The following is a 20,630-nucleotide window of genomic DNA, read 5'->3' as shown; positions in this document are numbered from 1 at the left end:
GACGGAGGATTAATGGAATGACTAAAAAACTATCATTCAGGTTGCATGTTAAGGTGTTTTTTGGCGCTTTAATATTTACTTTCGCTACGATGACTTCTGCAAAAGAGATTGCGAGTGAACCACTTTTTGTGGGCTCTTCGGTTGATCCAAACTTGATGTTTGTTCTGGATGATTCGGGATCTATGCGATGGGGTTTTATGCCTGATGATCTAGATGGAAAATTCAATCTAGGGAGCTGTAGCAACCGGGGAACATATGCAGGCCAGAGAACTTGTTATTATTATTCGAATAATAGTCGGAGCTATCTTGCATCTAGCTATCTTAATAAAGTTTATTATAGTCCTGAGATTGAATACGCACCTCCCCTAAAAGCAGATGGAAGTCGTTACCCAAATTCAAAATTTCTATCGGCACTTGTGAATGGGTACAAAACAAGCTCTACCCCGGTGAATTTGTCAAATGATTACAGAGCGATAATGGATGATTACTCTTATAAAAACAGCAAGTATAACGGAAATAGATATAAAGGCTTCGCTATAAGTCATGATGCAAAAAGTGAACCCGCCTTTTACTTCGAATTTAAGGGCACAGCAAGCTGTAAAGAATCGCCTTATAAAGATTCCTGCTATACAAAAAAGATAGTAGGTGAGTCCGAAAGGCAAAATTTTGCCAACTGGTTTTCTTACTACCGCACCCGAGAAATGGCCGCCAAAGCTGGCATTGGTAATATTTTTGCCAACCCTGAGCTTGCTACAAACTTCAGGTTAGGCTGGGGCGAAATAAACAAAAGTAGTTCTACTGTAGATGGAGTCAGCGTGAGGGCGATAAGGAAAGGTGTTCGCCCGTTCAAGTCGGTGCGGGCAGACTTTCTTGAGTGGCTATATGGTGGCTCCGCTTCCGGAAGTACCCCGCTGCGCAAGGCACTCGCGGGTGCTGGAAAATATTTCGAGAAGAGTGATCGCCCATGGTTAGATGACCCTGGTACGGATAAAAGTACTTCAAACGTTGAGAGGGAGTGCCGTATTTCCGCAACTATGCTTATGACCGACGGTTATTACGGCAGTGAAACTATCAGCGACACGATCAAAGGCGCCGCTAGCACGGATGGAGATGAACTCACGAATGCCGCTGGTGCTAAAGCCAGCTATAAAGCAGTTAGCCCGTTTAGTGATGGCAATACCGGAAGTAAGAAGCTTGCAGACGTAGCTGCATATTATTGGAAGCGAGATCTACGCGATGCGGACAACTTTGTGCCAACTATTAAACCGATAATTGAAAAAGATAATCCTAGTCTTCGTCAAACGGTTGGTAATCCTGCATTTTGGCAACACATGATGACCTACGGCATAGGTTTGGGTGTTGAAGGAACCGTGTCCAGGGACGATGCAGTTGCTGCGGTGCACGATAAGACTAAAGTTATTAAGTGGTCGGATGGGTCATCCGACGAAAACAAAATCAATGACTTGCTTCGTGCATCGATTATAGGGCGCGGTGACTTTTTCAGCGCCTCTGATCCAGAAACTTTCTCATCTGAACTGGGTAAGATGCTTGAAGGCTTTTTGGCGGGTACTAGCTCAGCAACGGGTGTTTCCTTCGACATGACGACGGTTGAAAGTGGTGACACCCCTTGGGCATTTACAGCGCAGTTCCAGCCAACCAATTGGAGTGGTGATCTAATTGCGAGGCCGGTAGGGACGGAGGGTGGTTTGTCGGTCGGTGCGGGGAGCACGCGTTCGGCAGCTAGCCAATTGAATCTTAGTGAATTGTCCCATGGGGACAGAGAGATCATCACTTATAGTGATAACAAAGGTGTTGCGTTTACCAATGCTAATGATGAGCTGACAGATGCTCAAAAGAACGACTTGATGGTCGCGGGAGATCTTGAGGATGTTATTGCCTATATCAGGGGGGATCGTTCCAAAGAAACACCCAATGGCTCGTTCCGGGCGAGAGGTAGCCGTTTAGGCGATATTGTACATTCCACGCCTGCTTATGTAGGTGGTCCAGCCTCCAATTGGCCGAGCTCGGGTACTTATGATGGTTATTCCGCTTATGTTGCCGATAAAAAGGATCGTGACCCTGTTGTTTATGCTGGGGCAAACGATGGAATGTTGCACGCGTTCAGCGCTAAAGAGATTACTGCGGACGGGGGAAAAGCAATCGACTTCTCTGAGTTGTTTGCTTATATCCCGAGTTTTTTGTATTCGGATGCCGCGAATAAGGGGCTCCATCACCTTGCAGAGCCTGGTTATGACCACAAGTTTTACGTAGATCTCCCACTCCGCTCCGTTGATGTCAAAATCAAAGGTAGATCGGGAGTTGGAACGGGTACAACACCAGAGGCCTGGCGAACGATTCTACTGGGAGGGAGTCGCACTGGCGGCCAGGGTCTCTTCGCTTTGGATGTTACTGACCCTTCATCATTTAGCGAAGATGAAGCAGGAAAAATGGTGCTGTGGGAGTTTACCCATGACAAGCTGGGTTATCTAAAGGATGCCCCGATTGTCTCCTTGGCAAACTGGGGGGGAGAACTCCGTTGGACCGCTTTCTTCGGCAACGGTTACGGTAAAGGCGATACAGGCCTTTATATGCTGGATATTAATGGCTTGGTTGGTAGCACGCCATCTGCTGACAATTTAAAGTTCATTAAACTTGCCAATACAGATGGTTTGTCCTCTGTGGCTGTTTTGGACATAAATGGGGATGGTATCGCGGACAAAGTTTACGCGGGCGACCAGCAAGGTAACATGTGGGCTATTCGGGATGATGGCGATGGTAATTGGGGCAACCCCTACGACGGTTCAGCCTTGTTTACTGCAACGCTTCCTGACGGTGGCGGCGCACAGCCAATCACCGCTGCGCCCAGAGTCACCTTCCATCCGACGATGCCAGATGCTGGTAACACGCCCAATCTATTAGTTGTCTTCGGCACAGGTAGCTATCTCTATAAAAGCGACCCAGCCGATAAGCAGGTGCAGTCGGTTTACGCAATTTGGGACAAGGGCGCCCCGGTTACCGACGACAGGGAAACAGCGCTTGTTGAGAGGAGCATGAGTACTACAACGGTAGATGGCGTCAACGCGAGGCTGTCAACTGGTGACAATATTAACTATGCCGAAAAACGCGGTTGGTATGTGGATTTGCCCGATGAATTTGAGCGCATAGTGACCGGAGCGGAAATTATTGGCGATTTTATCTTTATCAACTCAATGATTCCGGATGTGAATCCCTGTATTCCCGGTGGAACTGGTTGGCTGATGGCCTTTGGTCTTGATGGTCGTACCCCTGCGAAGCGGGCTTTCCTGGACCTGTCTACTAGTGTCGTCGGGTATGAGGTAGGAGGCATCCCCAGTGAATCCGGGTTTGTATACCTGGATGGAAAATTATATCGAATAACTGCTCTTTCTGATGGGGGGGTTGATGTTGCAGAAGTAAACTATAGCCCAGGCGGGGGGACTGTCCTCGGAAGAAAGGGCTGGCGCGAAGTATTCGAGTAACAGGAGAGGCGGGCAGTGCTTAGCTGCCCGCCAAAGAGGGGTTCATTTAGTGAATAGGTCAAAGAATTCAGGGTTTACGTTAATAGAACTGATGATTGTGGTTGCCATCATCGGTATCTTGGCAGCGATTGCTTATCCGAGTTATCAGAATCATATTGAAAAAACGCGCCGGTCCGTTGCTCAAGCGGACTTAATGGAACTGGCCCAGTGGATGGAGCGGCGTTACACTGCATCTTATGACTATAGAGATGGTTCAGGCGCGCCGACACCGCCTTTTCAGAAGTCTCCGCAAGATGGTAGCGCTACTTTTTACAAATTGAGCTTTGTTAAGGATTCTGTGACAAAAGATTCTTTCACATTGCAGGCCGTACCTGAAGGAGCGCAGGCGAACGATGATTGCGGAACCCTTACCCTTGATTCTTCGGGGACCAAAGGGGCTGCAAAAAGTGGATGTTGGTAGTGTCAACAAGAAATAGGGTTGCCTTGTGAGTTTTCCACTACTCCGTCTCCGTCGTTGTCTTGAGCGACCCGTGGGCGGCCGCCCATATTGATTCGGATTTGGAAGGCATTCTCTGCCGACTTGTCTTGCGGGCACCAGATTATGTTCCCTATGGCTTCTTTTGCTATACCGGTAGCGCGGAACCCAAAATATTTACGGATACCGGCATTGCCGTAAAAAACACCGTTGCTATTTGGCTGAAGTGTTCGGACTATCTGTTTAATGTCCACGAGCTGACGGGATCGATTCGGGTCTCTGAAGGCGATAATGTCACGGCTCCAGTCACTTGAGCATTTGCCATTTTCTGTATTGATCGGGCACAGTGTTACGTTGGTGCTCTCCATGATGGCGGTGGTTCTTGCTGTGTTGATAAAACCAATCAGTTCCATTTGCGAGCTTTGCGCTGCAGAGCGGGTGATTAGAAAGCTGAATGATGAGCTGAAGGCCGCCAATACAGCGACAAGGGTGATGACAATCAAGAGCTCAATCAGCGTAAAGCCGGATTGAGAGCTGTTTTCGTTCATGCTGATTCCTTTCGTTTCTACCCATAGCCTTCCTGGCTACAGTCGACGTAATTGTACGGGTTTACGCGCACAATACTGATAAAAGTGTCTTGTTTTACTCCATCCCCAACTTCTTCAACCGATACCTCAACGCCCGAAAACTGATCCCCAGCTTCTTCGCCGCTGCCGTTTTATTCCAGCGGGTAGCTTCCAGCGCCTTCTCAATAGCCTGGCGCTCAATAGATTCCAGATAACCTTCCAGATCGATATCCCCCTCCGGAACTAACGAAGGGCTGGCTTCCGAGATAGCGTCACCAGTAGTATTCGCGGAACTTCCTGCGTTCGATCCACCGCCAAGATGCAGGTCAGCTGCACTGATGCTATCCGCATCACACAGAGTGAATGCGCGCTCAAGTATGTTCTCCAACTCCCGCACGTTGCCGGGAAAATCATGTTCTTTCAGTCGTTCTACGGCATCCTGGGTGAGCGTTGCGGCATCACACTCATACTCCCCTGCAATGCGTTTCAGTATATGGTTTGCCAGAAGCTCTATGTCATCTTTGCGATCCCGCAGAGGGGGCACGGCCAGCTCAATCACGTTAATCCGGTAGAACAGGTCCTGCCGGAAGCTGCCTTCCTGAACCAGTTCGGCGAGGTTTTGGTGGGTGGCGCTGAGCAGGCGTATATCCACCGGCAGTTCCTTGGTATCACCTACGGGCCGCACGGCTTTTTCCTGTATGGCGCGCAGCAGTTTTACCTGCATGGCCAGGGGCAGGTCGGCCACTTCGTCCAGAAACAGCGTGCCGCCGTTTGCAGAGCGAAAGAGCCCGTCTTTGTTATCAACGGCGCCTGTAAAACTACCTTTTTTGTGCCCGAAAAATTCGCTTTCCATCAGTTCGGAGGGAATAGCCCCGCAGTTAACTGCAATAAAGGGGCCGTCGCGGCGGGGGCCTTGCAGGTGAATCATTCGGGCCACCAGTTCTTTTCCGCTGCCGGATTCCCCGTTGATGAAAACCGGGGCCTGGCTTCTGGCGAGTTTTCGGGTCTGGTTTCTCAGCTTCTTTATCTGTGATGAGTTACCAAGCAGAAGCCCCGGCTCATCTGCTGCATCGTCGCTGGCAGGCTCAGTTTTTGTGAGCTTAAGCGCGCTGTTAACCAATTCCCTTAGCCTGGACAGCTCCACAGGCTTGGAAACAAAATCAAACGCGCCAGCTTTCAGCGACTCGATGGCAGTATCCATGCTGCCGTATGCTGTGATAACAGCAACAGGCGTTGCTGGCAGGTGTTTCTGAATCCATTGCACCAGTTCGATACCATTGCCATCTGGCAGGTTCATGTCTGTCAGGCAAAGCTGTGGGCTTTGGGTTTCCAGTAGCTTGAGTGCGCTGGTTATATCTGGCGCGGTCAGGGTTTCAATGCCCATGCGGGTAAGGGTGATCTCGAGAAGATCCCGGATATCCGGTTCATCATCAACAATCAGCGCAGTGTAAGTTGTCATCTTGTCGTGTCGGTTCCATTTCGGGTCAATCGTCAGATCATTCGCCCCGGGTGGGCAAAGGTGATGCGAAAACAGCAGCCGGGCTGCTCGTCTTCCATCAGGGACAAATGGGCTTGGTTAGCCTCGCACAGTTCCCGGGCCAGATAAAGACCGAGGCCCGTACCGCCTTTGTCCGTAGTGTAAAACGGCTCGAAAACAGAATGGCTGAATTCAGGCGCAATGCCGGGGCCGAAGTCCCTTACATCCACATACGTTCGCTCACCATCAGCGGTGGCACCAGCTCGCAGCTCGATCTTTCGTTCGCCTGATTCCTGTTGGCTGTAGCGCAAGCCATTGTCACACAAGTTTACCAGTACCTGCTCAATCTGGCTTTTATCAAACCTTGCACCGGGTATGTCTGGTGCGATAGCCAGGCGCACTTCTGTTGGTGGGTTAGTTCCTTTCTGAGTTTGCAGGAAGTCGGCCCTGTACTCTTCCAGCCATGTGGCAACATCAACCAGGTCTGCGTTTGCGGGCTTGCGGCGTGAGAGGCTGAGAATGTTTTCAATAATACCGTTTACCCGGCGAGAATGGCGCCGGATGATATCCAGCATTTTCAGGTCCCCGGCATCAAGGTGAGGGGACTCTTCCATCAGTTGAGCTGCGTGGCTTATAGCCCCGAGAGGGTTGCGAATTTCATGGGCTATGCCGGCAGTCAGGCGCCCAAGGGAGGCCAGTTTCATTTGCTGTGCCTGTTGGGTCACTTTGCTCATGTCTTCAATAAACACAAGAATCTGTTCGCCGCGCTCTTGGTCAAGCTGGGTAAAGCTTACCTGTAAAAGTGGAGAGGTCGGCGCTGGTTGAAACGGTTTTGTGCGCAATTCAGGCTGCTTCAGCCAAGTTTCCAGCCCGGTCTTCAGTGCTTGGGGGAGTGCACGGGAGCCTGAGGATTGCTTGGTGTTATCCATTGGAATACCGAAAAGCAACTCCTCGGCTGCAGCGTTCGCCAGCCGAATCTGGCCATAACGGTCGAGTACAAGAATGCCGGTACGCATGCGTTGGATAATCTGCTGATTGATTCGCTCCAGCTCCACAATGCTTCTGGCCCGGCTGGTGGCGAGAGCTTCACTTCGCACCATGCGCCGGGAAATATTCTGCAATACGAAGGCGGCTGCAAAGTACAAAATGCCGAAGGATCCGGCGCGCACTATGTCGTCGGCGTTGCCATCGAAAGCCAGAATGGCCCAACCTGAAATGCTGAGCGAGAAAATTGAAGCAAGAGCGGCATAGAAAATGCCCAGGCGACTTGGGGTAAGAATGTTACCGGCCGCAACCGAAATAATAACAAGGTTCGCCAAGCCGCTGGTGATACCAGTGCTGGCAAAGAGCAGACCATGCATCACCAGAATGTCTACAAGAATGGAGAGGGTGATGTGTCGCTGCGATGGCTGAAACCCCGCGAACATTATCATCGCCACAAAACTGTTTAAGGCAAAGTAGCCCACCACTCCAAACTGGTAGTAATCCAGGTAGCGAAAGCGGGAGTCAAAGTTTATCGAGTCAACGAACAGAAGGGCCACAAGCATCAAGCTGATCACAACCCGGTAATGATTGTAGATGCGGAACAGCTTGACCTGCTGTATTCCGGGGCGTGGCTTTGGGGTACTGGCTATTGATGCTGTGTCTGTCGCCATGGTTTTCAGAAATCCGTTGCTGGGCGGGAGAAATCAGGGGCTTTGGAGGGGTATAATAGCCTTTTCGTGGCAATGAGTTACAGGAGCCTAAGTATGTCTGTTTCCGGGAGCATTCCGTTTTCCCCAGCATCAGCCCGCAACCTGCGGGTTGTAATGGCCCAGCTGGACTTTCTTGTGGGGGATATTCCCGGTAATACCGACCGGATTATTGAAGCTGCAAAACGTGCGCACACTGAGCAAAGTGCTGATATTGTTGTGTTTCCTGAGCTCAGTATTACCGGGTATCCGCCCGAGGATCTGTTGCTGCGCCCCAGTATGGATTTGCGGGTTGATGAGGCTCTGGATCGCTTGCAAGCTGCAGAACTTGATCCGGCGATTGTTTTCGGGGCTCCGTTGCGGAGTGGGGGCTTGCTCTATAATGCCGCGGTGGTGATCGAAGCTGGTCAAATTACTGAGCGATACTTCAAACGGTTTCCGCCAAATTATCAGGTGTTCGATGAGAAGCGCTATTTTGCGGAGGGCGCGGGCGCCGCGGTGGTTGATATCTGTGGTGTGCCGATTGGCCTGACGGTTTGCGAGGACATATGGGCAGATGGTCCTGTTGAAGACTCTGCGGCTGCAGGTGCTCAGCTGATTATAAACCTGAATGCCTCACCCTATGATATCGATAAGCAGGCAAGGAGAAAGGCGCTGCTTGAGCGCAAGGCGCGAGAGAATCAGGTGAGTATTGTCTACACCAATCTCATGGGGGCTCAGGACGAGTTGGTGTTTGATGGGGGCTCTATGGTCTACGATCCTTCCGGCGCTTTGGCAGTAGAAGCCCCGCAATTTGTGCCAGGGTTGTATCCGGTAGATTTTCTTTGTGAACGCCATTGCGAGCCAGTTTCCCAGCCGCTGCCGGAGGAACCCACTCTGGAGGCGAATGTCTACAATGCCCTGGTGATCGGTGTTCGTGACTATGTAAACAAGAATGGTTTTAAATCTGTGGTGCTTGGGTTGTCCGGAGGCATAGATTCTGCGGTAGCCCTCGCGGTGGCAGTAGACGCCTTGGGGCCGGAGCGGGTTCGCGCAGTGATGATGCCGTTCAGGTACACCTCCGACATCAGTCTGGAGGATGCAGAAGCCCAAGCGGTAGCCATGGGTGTTCAATACGATGTGTATTCGATCGAGCCAATGTATGAGTCCTTCATGGCTGCCTTGGCTGAGCCGTTTGAGGGCACCTCGGTGGATACCACAGAGCAGAATCTGCAGGCACGTATTCGCGGCGTGATGCTTATGTCGCTTTCCAATAAGTTTGGTTCTTTGGTGCTCACCACGGGCAACAAAAGTGAGCTGGCGGTAGGTTATTCCACCCTGTACGGTGATATGGCAGGCGGCTTTGATGTGCTCAAGGATGTTCCAAAAACTCTGGTGTTTCGTCTTGCCTGGTACAGAAATTCAGTATCTCCGGTTATTCCGGAGCGCGTAATTACACGGCCGCCATCTGCAGAGCTGGCCCCGGACCAGAAAGATGAAGACAACCTTCCGGGCTACGATGTGCTGGACCAGATTTTAAATCTGTATGTAGAGCGGGATTTCAGCGCGGATGCGATTGTGGCAGAGGGTTTTGATCCGGTAGATGTAAACCGGGTGATTCGCTTGGTGGATCTGAACGAATACAAGCGCCGGCAAGCACCCATCGGAATTCGTATTACCGAGCGTGGGTTTGGTAAGGATCGCCGCTATCCCATCACCAATGGATGGAAAAGCGGCAAATAAGGGGCGTTTATTCGTCGCCCAGAAGGCCGAAAGTAACCACGCTGGAAAGTGAGCGATTCTCACGCCTCAGCAGGTTAGCTTCAAACTCCCCATCGCTGTTGAAGGCTTCGCTCTTTGGGAAGTTATCGCGTAGAAGGGCGACAGCATCCTGAGAGCCCTTTCTGAATTTCAGATAATCAAAGGTTTCTGCCAGGATAATCAGGGCTTCTTCAACTGCCGGTGATGTGGAGTAGTTTTCTACGATGTAGCGCGCCCGGTTGTTGGCAGCCACATAGGCTTCGCGCTTGATGTAGTAGCGTGCTGCATGAAGCTCCAGTTCTGCCATCCGGTTGCGAACGGCGAGCATGCGCTGGCGGGCATCGGCGGCGTATTCGCTTTCCGGGTAGCGATTCAGAAGTTCACTGAAATCACGGAAGGACTGCAGTTGCTCGCCGGCATTGCGGGCGGAAACATCAATTGCAAAGTAACGCGCTGCCAGGCCGATATCCAGGTTGTAGGACGCAAGCCCGCGCATGTAGAGGGCATAATCTGCGTGGTCGCTTTGAGGGTTCAGGCGCAGGAACCGGTCGGCTGCGGCACGGGAACCTTCAAGGTCCAGGTTTTGGTAGCGGGCATAGACAAGATCAAGCTGGGCCTGTTCGGCGTAGCGGCCGAACGGGTAGAAGGTTTCCAGGGAATCCAGGTTTTGCTCGGCTTCGTTGAAATTGCCGGAGTTCATTGCCTTGCGGGCATTGTCGTAATAGGTTTTTTCCGGCAGCACTTCCTCCTGCTTGTTGGACGCGCAGGCACTGATCAAAACAACCAGTGTGGACAGTAGCAGTAAACGAAAGCCTGATCTCATGCCGGAATCCCGTATAATGTCGATAAATTCGAGGCAGTATTGTAGCTGGGAACGCGCCTTATGTGCAGTGCGCATACCCTTTGTATCAATTATTCTGACCGAAACGTAACACTTACAGGCCCTGGGGGCTTAATGTCATCTGAAAATCGAATAACTGCCAATTTTGATGTGCCGCCTGCGCTGAGTGATCGGCGCCTTGATCAGGCGGTAGCGGAACTCATGCCGGAGCACTCACGTTCGCGATTGCAATCCTGGATTCGTAGCGGCGCATTAACGGTAAATGGCGAGGTTCGCAGGCCCAAAGACAAGGTGATGCTTGGTGATCGGGTTGAGCTGGATGCCGAGCCTGAAGCCCAGGTGACCTGGCAGGCTGAAGCAATCAGTCTGGATATTGTCTATGAAGACGAGCACTTGCTGGTGATCAACAAGCCTGCTGGTTTGGTAGTTCATCCTGCAGCCGGACACGCAGATGGTACTCTGGTGAATGCCCTGCTGAACTATGCACCCGAGGTGGAAAATCTGCCCAGGGCCGGAATCGTACACCGTCTCGATAAAGACACCTCCGGTATTATGGTTGTTGCTCGCAGCTTGATCGCCCACACATCGTTGGTTGATCAGCTGCAAACCCGCAGTATGGGTCGGGAATACGAGGCTGTTGTGGTAGGCACCCTTACCGGTGGTGCCACAGTGGATGCGCCTATTGGCCGCCATCCCCAGGATCGAAAGAAAATGGGTGTGGTTAAGAGCGGCAAGCCCGCGGTAACCCACTACCGTCTGATTGAGCGCTTTGCCGCGCATACCCATGTGCGTTGCAAGCTTGAAAGTGGTCGCACGCATCAGATTCGTGTGCACATGGCTCATGTGAAGCATCCGCTGGTGGGTGATCCGCTTTACGGGGGGCGTTTGCGACTGCCGAAAGGTACAACGGAGGAGTTGCGCCAGGTGCTCTCGGCCTTTCATCGCCAAGCCCTGCATGCACGTCAGCTTACGCTGGAGCATCCGGAAACCGGAGAGATTCTGACTTGGGAGGTGCCTTTGCCAGAGGATTTCATGGGCCTGTTAGCGGCGTTGCGCAAGCATGTTCAGGATCTGGAGAGTGATGAGTTCTGATATGACTTCAGGGCTATCGCTGATCTCTCCCGACTGGCCTGCTCCCCCCAATGTCCGTGCGGTGTGTACTACCCGGCTGGGGGGCATAAGTCAGCACCCTTGGGCCAGCATGAATCTTGGAGGGCATGTGGGTGATGATCCGGCACGTGTGCGGGAAAATCGCCGAAGGCTCGCCCATGCTTGTGGCCTCCCGGCGGAGGCGTTTGGTTGGCTGAATCAGGTTCATGGTACTAAGGTAGCTCACTTGTCAGCAGGGGAGAGCGCTAAGGTTCCTGATGCGGATGCAAGCTTTACCCGTGCTACCGGGAGGGCTTGCACTATTCTCACTGCAGACTGTTTGCCAGTGATTCTAACGGACCAGAGCGGAACGACGGTGGCGGCCGCTCATGCCGGGTGGCGCAGCCTGTGTGGGGGTGTGCTGGAGAGGCTGGTGGCTGATATGGGTTTGCCCGGAAATACCTTGATGGCATGGTTGGGGCCGGCGATTGGTTCGCAGGTATTTGAGGTTGGCCCGGAAGTAAAAGCCGCTTTTGTGGCCCATCATCCAGAGACCAAAGACGCGTTCAGTTCCGTGGGGGCTCGTGAGGGGCATTATATTGCTGATATCTACTTGCTTGCTCGGCTGCGCCTTCAGGGGCAAGGCATCCATCAGATTTATGGTGGCGGTTTTTGTACCGTTACTGATAGCCAGAGATTTTTTTCCTATCGCCGTGATGGCAAGACCGGTCGCATGGCGACCGTTATCTGGAAAATCTGAGCTCCGTCAACTTTCTGACGGTTCTGCTCGTGATGACCTTGAACTTCCTTCGATTGCCCCTACATTAATTCTCAATGTAAACCGAATGTGCAATTACTGATCGCATTCGCTGAACGAATCGGGGAAACGAATTCATGAGAATCGACAAGCTCACCAGTCTTTTGCAATCTGCACTGGCTGACGCGCAATCTCTTGCCGTCGGCAAAGATCACAATTTTATTGAACCTCTGCACCTGATGCAGGCCATGCTGGATCAGCAAGGTAATTCTATTACCCCGCTGCTCAAGCAAGCGGGTGCTGAGCCTGGGCGTGTGCGCCAGGCCGTGGCGCAGGAAATTGAAAACCTGCCGGAAGTGCGTGGCAGCGCAGGCGATGTGTCCATGTCGAACGATATGGGGCGCCTGTTCAACATTGCCGATAAATTGGCGCAAGAGCGTAAAGATCAGTTTATTTCCAGTGAGTTGATGCTTTTGGCTGCACTGGAAGATCGAGGCACGCTTGGTCGTGTTTTACGTGAACAAGGTGTGGATAAAGCCGCGCTGGATAATGCCATTAATGCCGTTCGAGGTGGTGAAACTGTGGATGATGCAGGTGCAGAGGAAAGCCGGCAGGCACTTTCCAAATATACAATTGATCTGACCGAGCGGGCAGAAGCCGGGAAGCTTGACCCAGTGATTGGCCGTGATGACGAAATACGGCGCACCATTCAGGTGCTTCAGCGTCGTCGCAAAAACAACCCTGTTCTCATTGGGGAGCCCGGCGTAGGTAAAACGGCCATTGCTGAAGGCCTGGCGCAGCGGATCGTTAATGGCGAGGTTCCAGAGGGCCTTAAAAACAAGCGGGTACTGTCTCTGGATATGGGCTCACTGATAGCCGGCGCCAAGTTCCGTGGCGAGTTCGAAGAGCGATTGAAAGCAGTGCTGAATGAGCTTGCCAAGCAGGAAGGCCAGATTATTCTGTTCATTGACGAAATACATACGGTGGTGGGAGCAGGTAAAGCTGAGGGCTCTATGGATGCGGGCAATATGCTCAAGCCAGCCTTGGCGCGTGGCGAGTTGCACTGCGTCGGCGCCACCACACTGAATGAGTACCGTGAAAACATCGAGAAGGATGCCGCTTTGGAGCGGCGTTTCCAGAAGGTTCTGGTAACAGAGCCGAACGAAGAGGACACCATCGCAATCCTTCGTGGCTTGAAAGAACGTTACGAAGTGCACCACGGTGTGGAGGTGACAGATGGAGCGATTATTGCTGCAGCCAAGCTGTCCCAGCGTTACATCACTGACAGGCAGTTGCCGGATAAGGCCATTGACCTGATTGATGAAGCTGCCAGCCAGATTCGCATGGAAATGGACTCCAAGCCAGAACCTCTGGACCGTCTTGAGCGCCGCTTGATCCAGCTTAAAATTGAAAGGGAGGCTCTGAAAAATGAGACCGATGCGGCCTCCAAAAAGCGACTTGAAGAGCTCTCAGGTGTTATTAGCGATGTGGAGCGAGAGTACGCAGATCTGGAGGAAATCTGGAATACCGAAAAAGCCGCTTTGCATGGCTCCCAGAAAATAAAGAGCGAGCTGGAGCAGGCGCGCATTGATCTGGAAACTGCCCGACGTGCTGGTGACCTGGGCAAGATGTCCGAGTTGCAGTATGGCCGCATTCCAGAGTTGGAGCGCCAGCTCGATATGGCAAGCCAGGCTGAAATGATGGAGATGAAGCTTCTGCGCAATCGCGTCACCGACGAGGAGATTGCAGAGGTTGTCTCGAAATGGACAGGGATTCCTGTATCCAGAATGTTGGAAGGTGAGCGCGATAAACTGATGCGCATGGAAGAGGCCCTGCACAAGCGGGTGATTGGTCAGAGTGAGGCTGTTGAGGCGGTATCGAATGCGGTGCGCCGCTCACGGGCTGGCTTGGCAGATCCGCAGCGACCTAATGGTTCCTTCTTGTTCCTTGGCCCGACGGGAGTGGGTAAAACGGAACTGAGTAAGGCGCTTGCGTCATTCCTCTTTGATACTGACGACGCCATGGTGCGGATCGATATGTCGGAGTTTATGGAGAAGCATTCTGTTGCCCGGCTGATCGGTGCTCCTCCCGGGTACGTGGGTTATGAAGAGGGCGGTTACCTTACTGAAGCCGTTCGTCGTCGCCCCTATTCCGTACTGTTGTTGGATGAAGTTGAGAAAGCACACCCGGATGTGTTCAACATACTGCTCCAGGTTCTTGACGATGGTCGCCTTACTGATGGGCAGGGTCGAACGGTGGACTTCAGCAATACGGTTATTGTCATGACTTCTAACCTGGGCTCGGACATTATTCAGCAAAAAGCCGGCGCTGAGAATTACGAAGCCATGAAGGCTGCGGTCATGGAAGAAGTGGGGACCCACTTCCGCCCTGAATTTATTAACCGTGTGGATGAAGTGGTTGTGTTTCACCCGCTGGCGGGAGATCAGATACATGGTATCGCCAAAATACAGGTCGAGATTCTTAACAGGCGCCTGCAGGAGCAGGGTGTGAAGCTGGAGCTGGACGAAGCGGCCCTGGATTTACTTGCGGAAGTTGGATACGACCCCGTATACGGTGCCCGCCCGCTTAAACGGGCCATTCAGAGGATGATCGAAAACCCCCTGGCTCAGAGGTTGTTGCAGGGTGATTTTGTCTCTGATGACACCATTCTTGCTACTACGGAAGGAAGTAAGCTGGTGTTTGAAAAGGCTTAAACAAGCGTCAGAAAAAAACGGGCAGAATTCTCATTCTGCCCGTTTTTTGTTTGCTAAAGACTTGTTTCGGCTCAAAGGCCTATTGCTGGGCCTCTTCAGGGCCGCAGTTTTCAGAGGCAACCTCTTCAAACTTCATTTTCTGTTCAGCGATTTCTTCAGGCGTCAGGTAGCGTTGTTCGCCGTTCTCCTCGACGCGAATGCGCGCGTTGCTTTCAATGACCTTAAGGTTTGAGCGGGCGGTTTCGCAGTTAGCCTCCCGCTGTTTGCGTCGAGCTGCCTCAACCGCGGTTTCATTTTCGCGGGCGGCCTTTTGTTGCTGCTGCTCTTGTAGTTCGCCCAAGCGCTGTTGAGGGCTGGGGCGGCTATTGCCAGCTCCGGATGACGTGCCTGAGCGAACATTGATTGACTCAGAGTTGGTGCCCACAGGTTGCCGGTCGCCAAAATGAGTTACGCCATTTTCGTCCGTCCATTTATACACCGAGGCGCTCATGGCCATGCTGGGTGCCAAGGCGATTAGTAGTGACAGCATCAGGGTTTGTTTGTTCATGGTTCTACTCGTTTGGTTTAGCGTTCGCATATCATGCCAGCTGCGCGAGGATTTTTCTTGCGCCTGGTTCAAATCTCCGAACCTGTATTTCAGATAATTATCGCAGAGCATCTATCAGTATGGGGACAGAATACAACCCTGGCTATTGACAGGGAGTTTAGCGCTGTCAGAATTACGCATTGCCTGAAGACTGGGGCTAACGGCAGGCAACCCCGTGCAAGTATCCCCCGTTATTTACCACACTGAGCGTGCCGCGTATTTGTCGCGGAATGGTTGTTGCTTGCGAGCAACCCGTCGATTGGCCGTTCTCCGCAACCCTCAGGAGGGCGGCTGGCCAGGAGATAACCTCTTAACAAGGTGTGGAGCAGCCGGTTCCGCTTTCACAAGAAGCTGGTAAACCGTGAATCCAGGCAACCGGGCGTGTGCCCGGCTCATTCACTCGTAGAAGAGGGTAGAAAATCGTGGAGTTATTGTCTGGTGCCGATATGCTGATCCGCTCTTTGCAGGATCAGGGGATCGAGTACATCTATGGCTATCCGGGTGGTGCAGCCCTTCATATTTATGATGCGCTGTTCAGGCAGGATGAAGTCAAACATATTCTGGTAAGGCACGAGCAAGCAGCGGTGCACATGGCTGATGGCTATGCGCGCGCTACAGGCATGCCTGGAACGGTGCTTGTGACCTCAGGCCCTGGAGCCACCAACACCATCACTGGTATTGCAACTGCATTTATGGACTCCATTCCCATGGTGGTTCTGTGTGGGCAAGTTGCGTCTACCCTGATTGGCGAAGATGCCTTCCAGGAAACCGACATGATGGGTGTTTCCCGGCCGGTTGTTAAGCACAACCTCAGTGTGCGACATCCCTCAGAGATTCCGGAAATTATTCGCAAGGCGTATTACATTGCCTCGACCGGTCGCCCCGGGCCTGTTGTTGTGGATATTCCCAAAGATATGACCGCACCCAATGAGCGCTTCGAATACGCTTATCCGAAAAAGGTAAAGCTGCGCTCCTACAACCCGGCTATTCGTGGCCATGCTGGCCAGATCAAGAAAGCCGTCGATATGATGCTGGCTGCGCGTCGCCCCGTTATCTATGCTGGTGGCGGTGTTATTTTGGGCAAGGCCTCCAGCCAACTGACTGAGTTGGTGCGCAAGTTGGGTTATCCGATTACCAATACTCTGATGGGTATTGGTTGCTATCCTGCAAGCGATAAGCAGCACCTTGGCTGGCTTGGCATGCACGGAACCTACGAAGCTAACATGGCAATGCACCACTCAGATCTTATTCTTGCAGTCGGTGCGCGATTTGATGACCGTGTAACCAACGCAACGGAAAAGTTCTGCCCTGGCGCGCGTATCATCCATATTGATATCGACCCTGCATCCATTTCCAAAACCATCGATGCCGATGTACCCATCGTCGGGCCGGTTGATGCGGTTCTCAAGGAAATGCTTGCGCTGGTAAAAGACAGCAAGAAGGAGCCGGATGCCGAGGCGTTGGCATCCTGGTGGAAGCAGATCGAAGAATGGCGTGCTTTCCATGGTATGCGTTACGAAACCAGCCCGGATGTGATTAAGCCTCAGGAAGTGGTTGAGATGCTGCATCGCCTTACCAACGGTGATGCCTTTGTGACCTCCGATGTTGGGCAGCACCAGATGTTTGCAGCCCAGTACTACAAGTTTGATAAGCCTAATCGCTGGATCAACTCTGGTGGCCTTGGCACCATGGGCTTCGGTTTGCCTGCAGCTATGGGCATTGCGCTTACCCATCCGGATGACGAGGTGCTCTGCATTACCGGCGAGGGCAGTATCCAGATGAATATTCAGGAACTGTCGACCTGTAACCAGTACAAGCTACCGGTAAAGATCATCAACCTGAATAATCAGGCGCTAGGTATGGTGAAGCAGTGGCAGGATATGAACTATGAGTCCCGACACTCCCATTCCTACATGGAATCGCTGCCTGATTTTATAAAGCTGGCTGAAGCCTATGGTCACGTCGGTATCCGGATTGACAGAAAAGAAGATCTGGAACCTAAGCTCAAGGAAGCTCTGGCCATGAAAGACAGGTTGGTTTTTGTGGATATCCAGGTTGACCGCTTTGAGCACGTATATCCGATGCAAGTAGCCCGTGGCTGCATGAAAGATATGTGGCTCAGCAAGACGGAGAGGGTGTGATCATGCGGCGAATCATTTCTGTGTTGTTGGAGAACGAGCCGGGAGCATTGTCCCGAGTGGTAGGTTTGTTTTCGCAGCGCAACTACAACATTGAGACCCTCACTGTTGCCCCTACCGAGGACGAGACACTGTCGCGCCTGACGGTAACAACAACTGGTCCGGACCGGGTTATTGAGCAAATTACCAAACAGCTGAACAAGTTGGTTGAAGTGGTAAAGTTGGTGGATCTTACGGAGGGGCCCCATATCGAGCGGGAGTTGATGCTGATCAAGCTGAAAGCAACCGGCTCCCAGCGTGCGGAAATCAAGCGCACTGTTGATATTTTTCGGGGCCAGATTGTTGACGTTACCAGCTCGGTTTACACAGTCCAGTTGGCAGGCGCCAGCGATAAGCTGGATGGTTTTGTTCAGGCGATCGGAACGTCAGGAGTGCTCGAAGTGGTGCGCTCGGGCATTTCCGGAATCGCCAGGGGCGAGAAGGTTTTAAGTCTTTAAACGATTTTGGTATTTAACGAACGCATTGGCCAACAGATACGGCCATCACAAATAATAGAGGTTAGTCATGCAGGTTTATTACGATAAGGATTGCGATCTTTCCATCATCCAGGGCAAGAAAGTTGCCATCATCGGTTTTGGCTCACAGGGCCACGCGCATGCGTGCAACCTGAAAGAGTCCGGTGTTGATGTAACTGTTGGTCTGCGCCCGGGGTCCTCGTCCATTGCCAAGGCAGAAGCCTATGGCCTGAAAACCAGTGACGTGCCGTCTGCAGTTGCCGCGGCTGACGTTGTAATGATTCTGACGCCAGATGAGTTCCAGTCCCAGTTGTACGCGGCCGAAATCGAGCCGAACCTGAAACAGGGTGCCACCCTGGCATTTGCTCACGGCTTTGCGGTTCACTACAACCAGATCGTTCCACGCGAAGATCTCGACGTAATCATGGTTGCTCCTAAGGCGCCTGGTCACACTGTTCGCACTGAGTTCGCTAACGGTGGTGGTATTCCTGACCTGATTGCGATCTTCCAGGACGCGTCTGGCAACGCCAAGAATGTTGCTCTTTCTTATGCAAGCGGCATTGGTGGCGGTCGTACCGGTATCATCGAAACTACTTTCAAGGACGAGACTGAAACTGACCTGTTCGGTGAGCAGGCTGTTCTTTGTGGTGGTGCGGTTGAGTTGGTTAAGGCAGGTTTCGAGACTCTGACTGAAGCAGGTTATGCTCCAGAAATGGCGTACTTTGAGTGTCTGCACGAGTTGAAGCTGATTGTAGACCTGATGTACGAAGGCGGTATCGCCAACATGAACTACTCCATCTCTAACAACGCAGAGTATGGTGAGTATGTGACTGGCCCAGAGATTATCAACGAGCAATCCCGCGAAGCCATGCGCAATGCGCTCAAGCGCATTCAAAGTGGGGAGTACGCCAAGATGTTTATCTCTGAGGGTGCACTCAACTATCCATCGATGACTGCGCGTCGTCGCCAGAATGCTGAGCACCAGATTGAAGTGACTGGTGAGAAGCTTCGCGGAATGATGCCGTGGATCTCTGCGAACAAGATCGTAGATAAGGACAAAAACTAAGCATAATTTCGCTTGGTTTAATAAAACGCGGCCCGAGTGGCCGCGTTTTTCGTATATACTCCGCCCAAATACTTTCCGGAGTAGTGGGAATGACTGAAGAAAGAAAAGATACTGAACTGGAATCTGTGAGCGGCGCTCCAGAGAACTCTGCCGGATCAGATAGTGAGTGTGATGTCGAGCCTGGAGAGGTTGTAGAAGAAGAATTCATCGAAGGTGCCCCAGTGCGCAAGAAGGGGATATACCTTCTTCCTAACGCACTCACAACGGCCTCGCTGTTCTCAGGCTTTTACGCCATTGTTTCTGCGGCTGGCGGCGTGTTTGATAATGCAGCCATAGCCATCTTTATATCCATGATACTGGATGGGCTTGATGGTCGCGTTGCCCGTATGACCAACACTCAAAGCAAGTTTGGTGAAGAGTATGACAGTCTGGCAGACATGGTCGCCTTTGGCGTAGCGCCAGGGTTCGTTGCTTTCTTCTGGGCGTTGAATGGGTTGGACAAAATTGGCTGGGCGATTACCTTCATCTACGTTGCTGGTACTGCTTTGCGCCTTGCACGCTTCAACACTCAAATTGGCTCGGTAGACAAGAAGTATTTTGTTGGTCTGCCTAGCCCTGCGGCGGCGGCCTGTGTTGCGGGCCTGGTGTGGTGCTTTCACACCTACGAGCCAGCAGTGTGGCTAACCTTCCTGACTATAGTGGTAGTGGGCGGTACCGGTGTGCTGATGGTCAGTAATGTGCTGTACAATAGCTTCAAGGATCTTGATCTTCGTGGTCGTGTGCCTTTCGCTGCTATATTGCTTGTGGTTCTGATCCTTGTGGTGATTGCGCTTGATCCGGCGACAGTGCTGTTTACCGGTTTCTTGGTCTATGCGCTATCAGGGCCAGTCCGTGCACTATTTCGTCGAAAGCCGCGCCGGGCAAACCAGGCTGGTAAGTAAATCTCGGGTTTAGAGTAAGAATTGTTCGGAAATTGATCGGTTTTCTGCTTGTTTGGGCAATCTTATAGGTGGAAACCGAAGTTATTCAGATTAAATTGAAAATGGCCGTTGACAGATTCCTGTGCGTCTGTAGAATGCGCATCTCCTTCGAGGGACACACCGCTGAGGCGGGTGATCTGAGAAGGGCAACTGTTTGAAAGTATTAAAGAAAACGAGTTCGAAAATTCTTTAATTAAACGGTTGACAAGGCGGCGAGACGATGTAGAATACGCCACCTTGATTGAGCAACGGCTCAAACGCTCTTTAACAAATTGACCAAGTAATTCGTGTGGGCGCTGGCTGGAGTATTTCGACAAGAAATACCAAGACAGCGACTCGTCGAAATTGAGTTTTGTCTTGAGCAAGAATTAAGAATCTACGGATTCTTGTATGATTTAAACTGAAGAGTTTGATCATGGCTCAGATTGAACGCTGGCGGCAGGCTTAACACATGCAAGTCGAGCGGAAACGATGATAGCTTGCTATCAGGCGTCGAGC

The 20,630-nt window shown here is 51.9% G+C and carries 15 protein-coding genes and 1 rRNA gene; 11 read left to right on the top strand and 5 right to left on the bottom strand.

Annotated elements, in window-relative coordinates; all coding sequences use genetic code 11:
- The first annotated feature begins 17 nt into the window (after positions 1–17).
- On the top strand, positions 18–3,497 hold the full coding sequence (locus CDH47_RS16555) for a pilus assembly protein (protein ID WP_161494497.1): 3,480 nt from the start codon (positions 18–20) through the stop codon (positions 3,495–3,497).
- A gap of 91 nt (positions 3,498–3,588) precedes the next feature.
- Positions 3,589–3,957, top strand: coding sequence for a type IV pilin protein (locus tag CDH47_RS16550; RefSeq protein ID WP_100641326.1), 369 nt, complete (start codon positions 3,589–3,591; stop codon positions 3,955–3,957).
- A gap of 2 nt (positions 3,958–3,959) precedes the next feature.
- Here CDH47_RS16550 and CDH47_RS16545 read toward each other — a convergent pair whose 3' ends face one another.
- The 3 genes from CDH47_RS16545 to CDH47_RS16535 form a co-directional block, all read right to left on the bottom strand.
- On the bottom strand, positions 3,960–4,520 hold the full coding sequence (locus CDH47_RS16545; protein ID WP_100641399.1) for a GspH/FimT family pseudopilin: 561 nt from the start codon (positions 4,518–4,520) through the stop codon (positions 3,960–3,962).
- Positions 4,521–4,614: 94 nt separating this feature from the next.
- On the bottom strand, positions 4,615–5,997 hold the full coding sequence (locus CDH47_RS16540) for a sigma-54-dependent transcriptional regulator (protein ID WP_100641324.1): 1,383 nt from the start codon (positions 5,995–5,997) through the stop codon (positions 4,615–4,617).
- Between the two features lie 32 nt (positions 5,998–6,029).
- The gene (locus CDH47_RS16535) at positions 6,030–7,670 is read right to left on the bottom strand and encodes a sensor histidine kinase (RefSeq protein ID WP_100641322.1); all 1,641 of its coding nucleotides are present in this window, start codon (positions 7,668–7,670) and stop codon (positions 6,030–6,032) included.
- Positions 7,671–7,763: 93 nt separating this feature from the next.
- Between CDH47_RS16535 and CDH47_RS16530 the strand changes: the two genes are divergently transcribed.
- A complete protein-coding gene (locus tag CDH47_RS16530; RefSeq protein ID WP_100641320.1) occupies positions 7,764–9,428 on the top strand; it encodes an NAD+ synthase in 1,665 nt (554 codons plus the stop codon).
- A 7-nt stretch (positions 9,429–9,435) separates the two neighbouring features.
- Here the strand turns inward: CDH47_RS16530 and CDH47_RS16525 are convergent, their stop codons facing one another.
- Entirely contained in the window at positions 9,436–10,269 is an 834-nt protein-coding gene (locus CDH47_RS16525; RefSeq protein ID WP_100641318.1) for an outer membrane protein assembly factor BamD, read from the bottom strand.
- A 132-nt stretch (positions 10,270–10,401) separates the two neighbouring features.
- On the opposite strand from CDH47_RS16525, the gene rluD reads away from it, so the two are divergent.
- The 3 genes from rluD (at position 10,402) to clpB (ending at position 14,847) form a co-directional block, all read left to right on the top strand.
- Entirely contained in the window at positions 10,402–11,379 is a 978-nt protein-coding gene (gene rluD, locus CDH47_RS16520) for a 23S rRNA pseudouridine(1911/1915/1917) synthase RluD (RefSeq protein WP_100641316.1), read from the top strand.
- The gene (gene pgeF, locus CDH47_RS16515) at positions 11,369–12,136 is read left to right on the top strand and encodes a peptidoglycan editing factor PgeF (RefSeq protein WP_239985865.1); all 768 of its coding nucleotides are present in this window, start codon (positions 11,369–11,371) and stop codon (positions 12,134–12,136) included. Before rluD ends, pgeF begins: the two co-directional genes overlap by 11 nt.
- Before the next feature lie 134 nt (positions 12,137–12,270).
- Positions 12,271–14,847 (top strand): ATP-dependent chaperone ClpB, encoded by a 2,577-nt coding sequence (clpB, locus tag CDH47_RS16510; RefSeq protein WP_100641314.1) that lies wholly within the window; start codon positions 12,271–12,273, stop codon positions 14,845–14,847.
- A gap of 79 nt (positions 14,848–14,926) precedes the next feature.
- Here the strand turns inward: clpB and CDH47_RS16505 are convergent, their stop codons facing one another.
- Positions 14,927–15,394: a DUF4124 domain-containing protein gene (locus CDH47_RS16505; RefSeq protein WP_100641395.1), complete on the bottom strand. Its 468-nt coding sequence runs from the start codon at positions 15,392–15,394 to the stop codon at positions 14,927–14,929.
- A gap of 461 nt (positions 15,395–15,855) precedes the next feature.
- Here CDH47_RS16505 and CDH47_RS16500 point away from each other — a divergent pair, with 461 nt between their 5' ends.
- The 5 genes from CDH47_RS16500 to CDH47_RS16480 form a co-directional block, all read left to right on the top strand.
- Positions 15,856–17,574 carry an acetolactate synthase 3 large subunit gene (locus tag CDH47_RS16500; protein WP_100641312.1) on the top strand — a complete coding sequence of 573 codons (1,719 nt, stop codon included), beginning with the start codon at positions 15,856–15,858 and terminating at the stop codon, positions 17,572–17,574.
- Positions 17,575–17,576: 2 nt separating this feature from the next.
- Positions 17,577–18,068, top strand: a complete 492-nt coding sequence (gene ilvN, locus CDH47_RS16495) for an acetolactate synthase small subunit (RefSeq protein ID WP_100641310.1) — start codon at positions 17,577–17,579, stop codon at positions 18,066–18,068.
- 67 nt (positions 18,069–18,135) lie between these two features.
- Entirely contained in the window at positions 18,136–19,152 is a 1,017-nt protein-coding gene (ilvC, locus tag CDH47_RS16490) for a ketol-acid reductoisomerase (RefSeq protein ID WP_100641309.1), read from the top strand.
- A gap of 89 nt (positions 19,153–19,241) precedes the next feature.
- The gene (gene pssA, locus CDH47_RS16485; RefSeq protein WP_100641307.1) at positions 19,242–20,093 is read left to right on the top strand and encodes a CDP-diacylglycerol--serine O-phosphatidyltransferase; all 852 of its coding nucleotides are present in this window, start codon (positions 19,242–19,244) and stop codon (positions 20,091–20,093) included.
- A 436-nt stretch (positions 20,094–20,529) separates the two neighbouring features.
- A 16S ribosomal RNA gene (locus CDH47_RS16480) occupies positions 20,530–20,630 on the top strand; the annotation flags it as partial.

Source organism: Marinobacter salexigens, from assembly GCF_002806945.1.
Classification (GTDB): Bacteria; Pseudomonadota; Gammaproteobacteria; order Pseudomonadales; family Oleiphilaceae; genus Marinobacter; species Marinobacter salexigens.
This window is presented reverse-complemented; position numbering and strand designations above follow the sequence as displayed.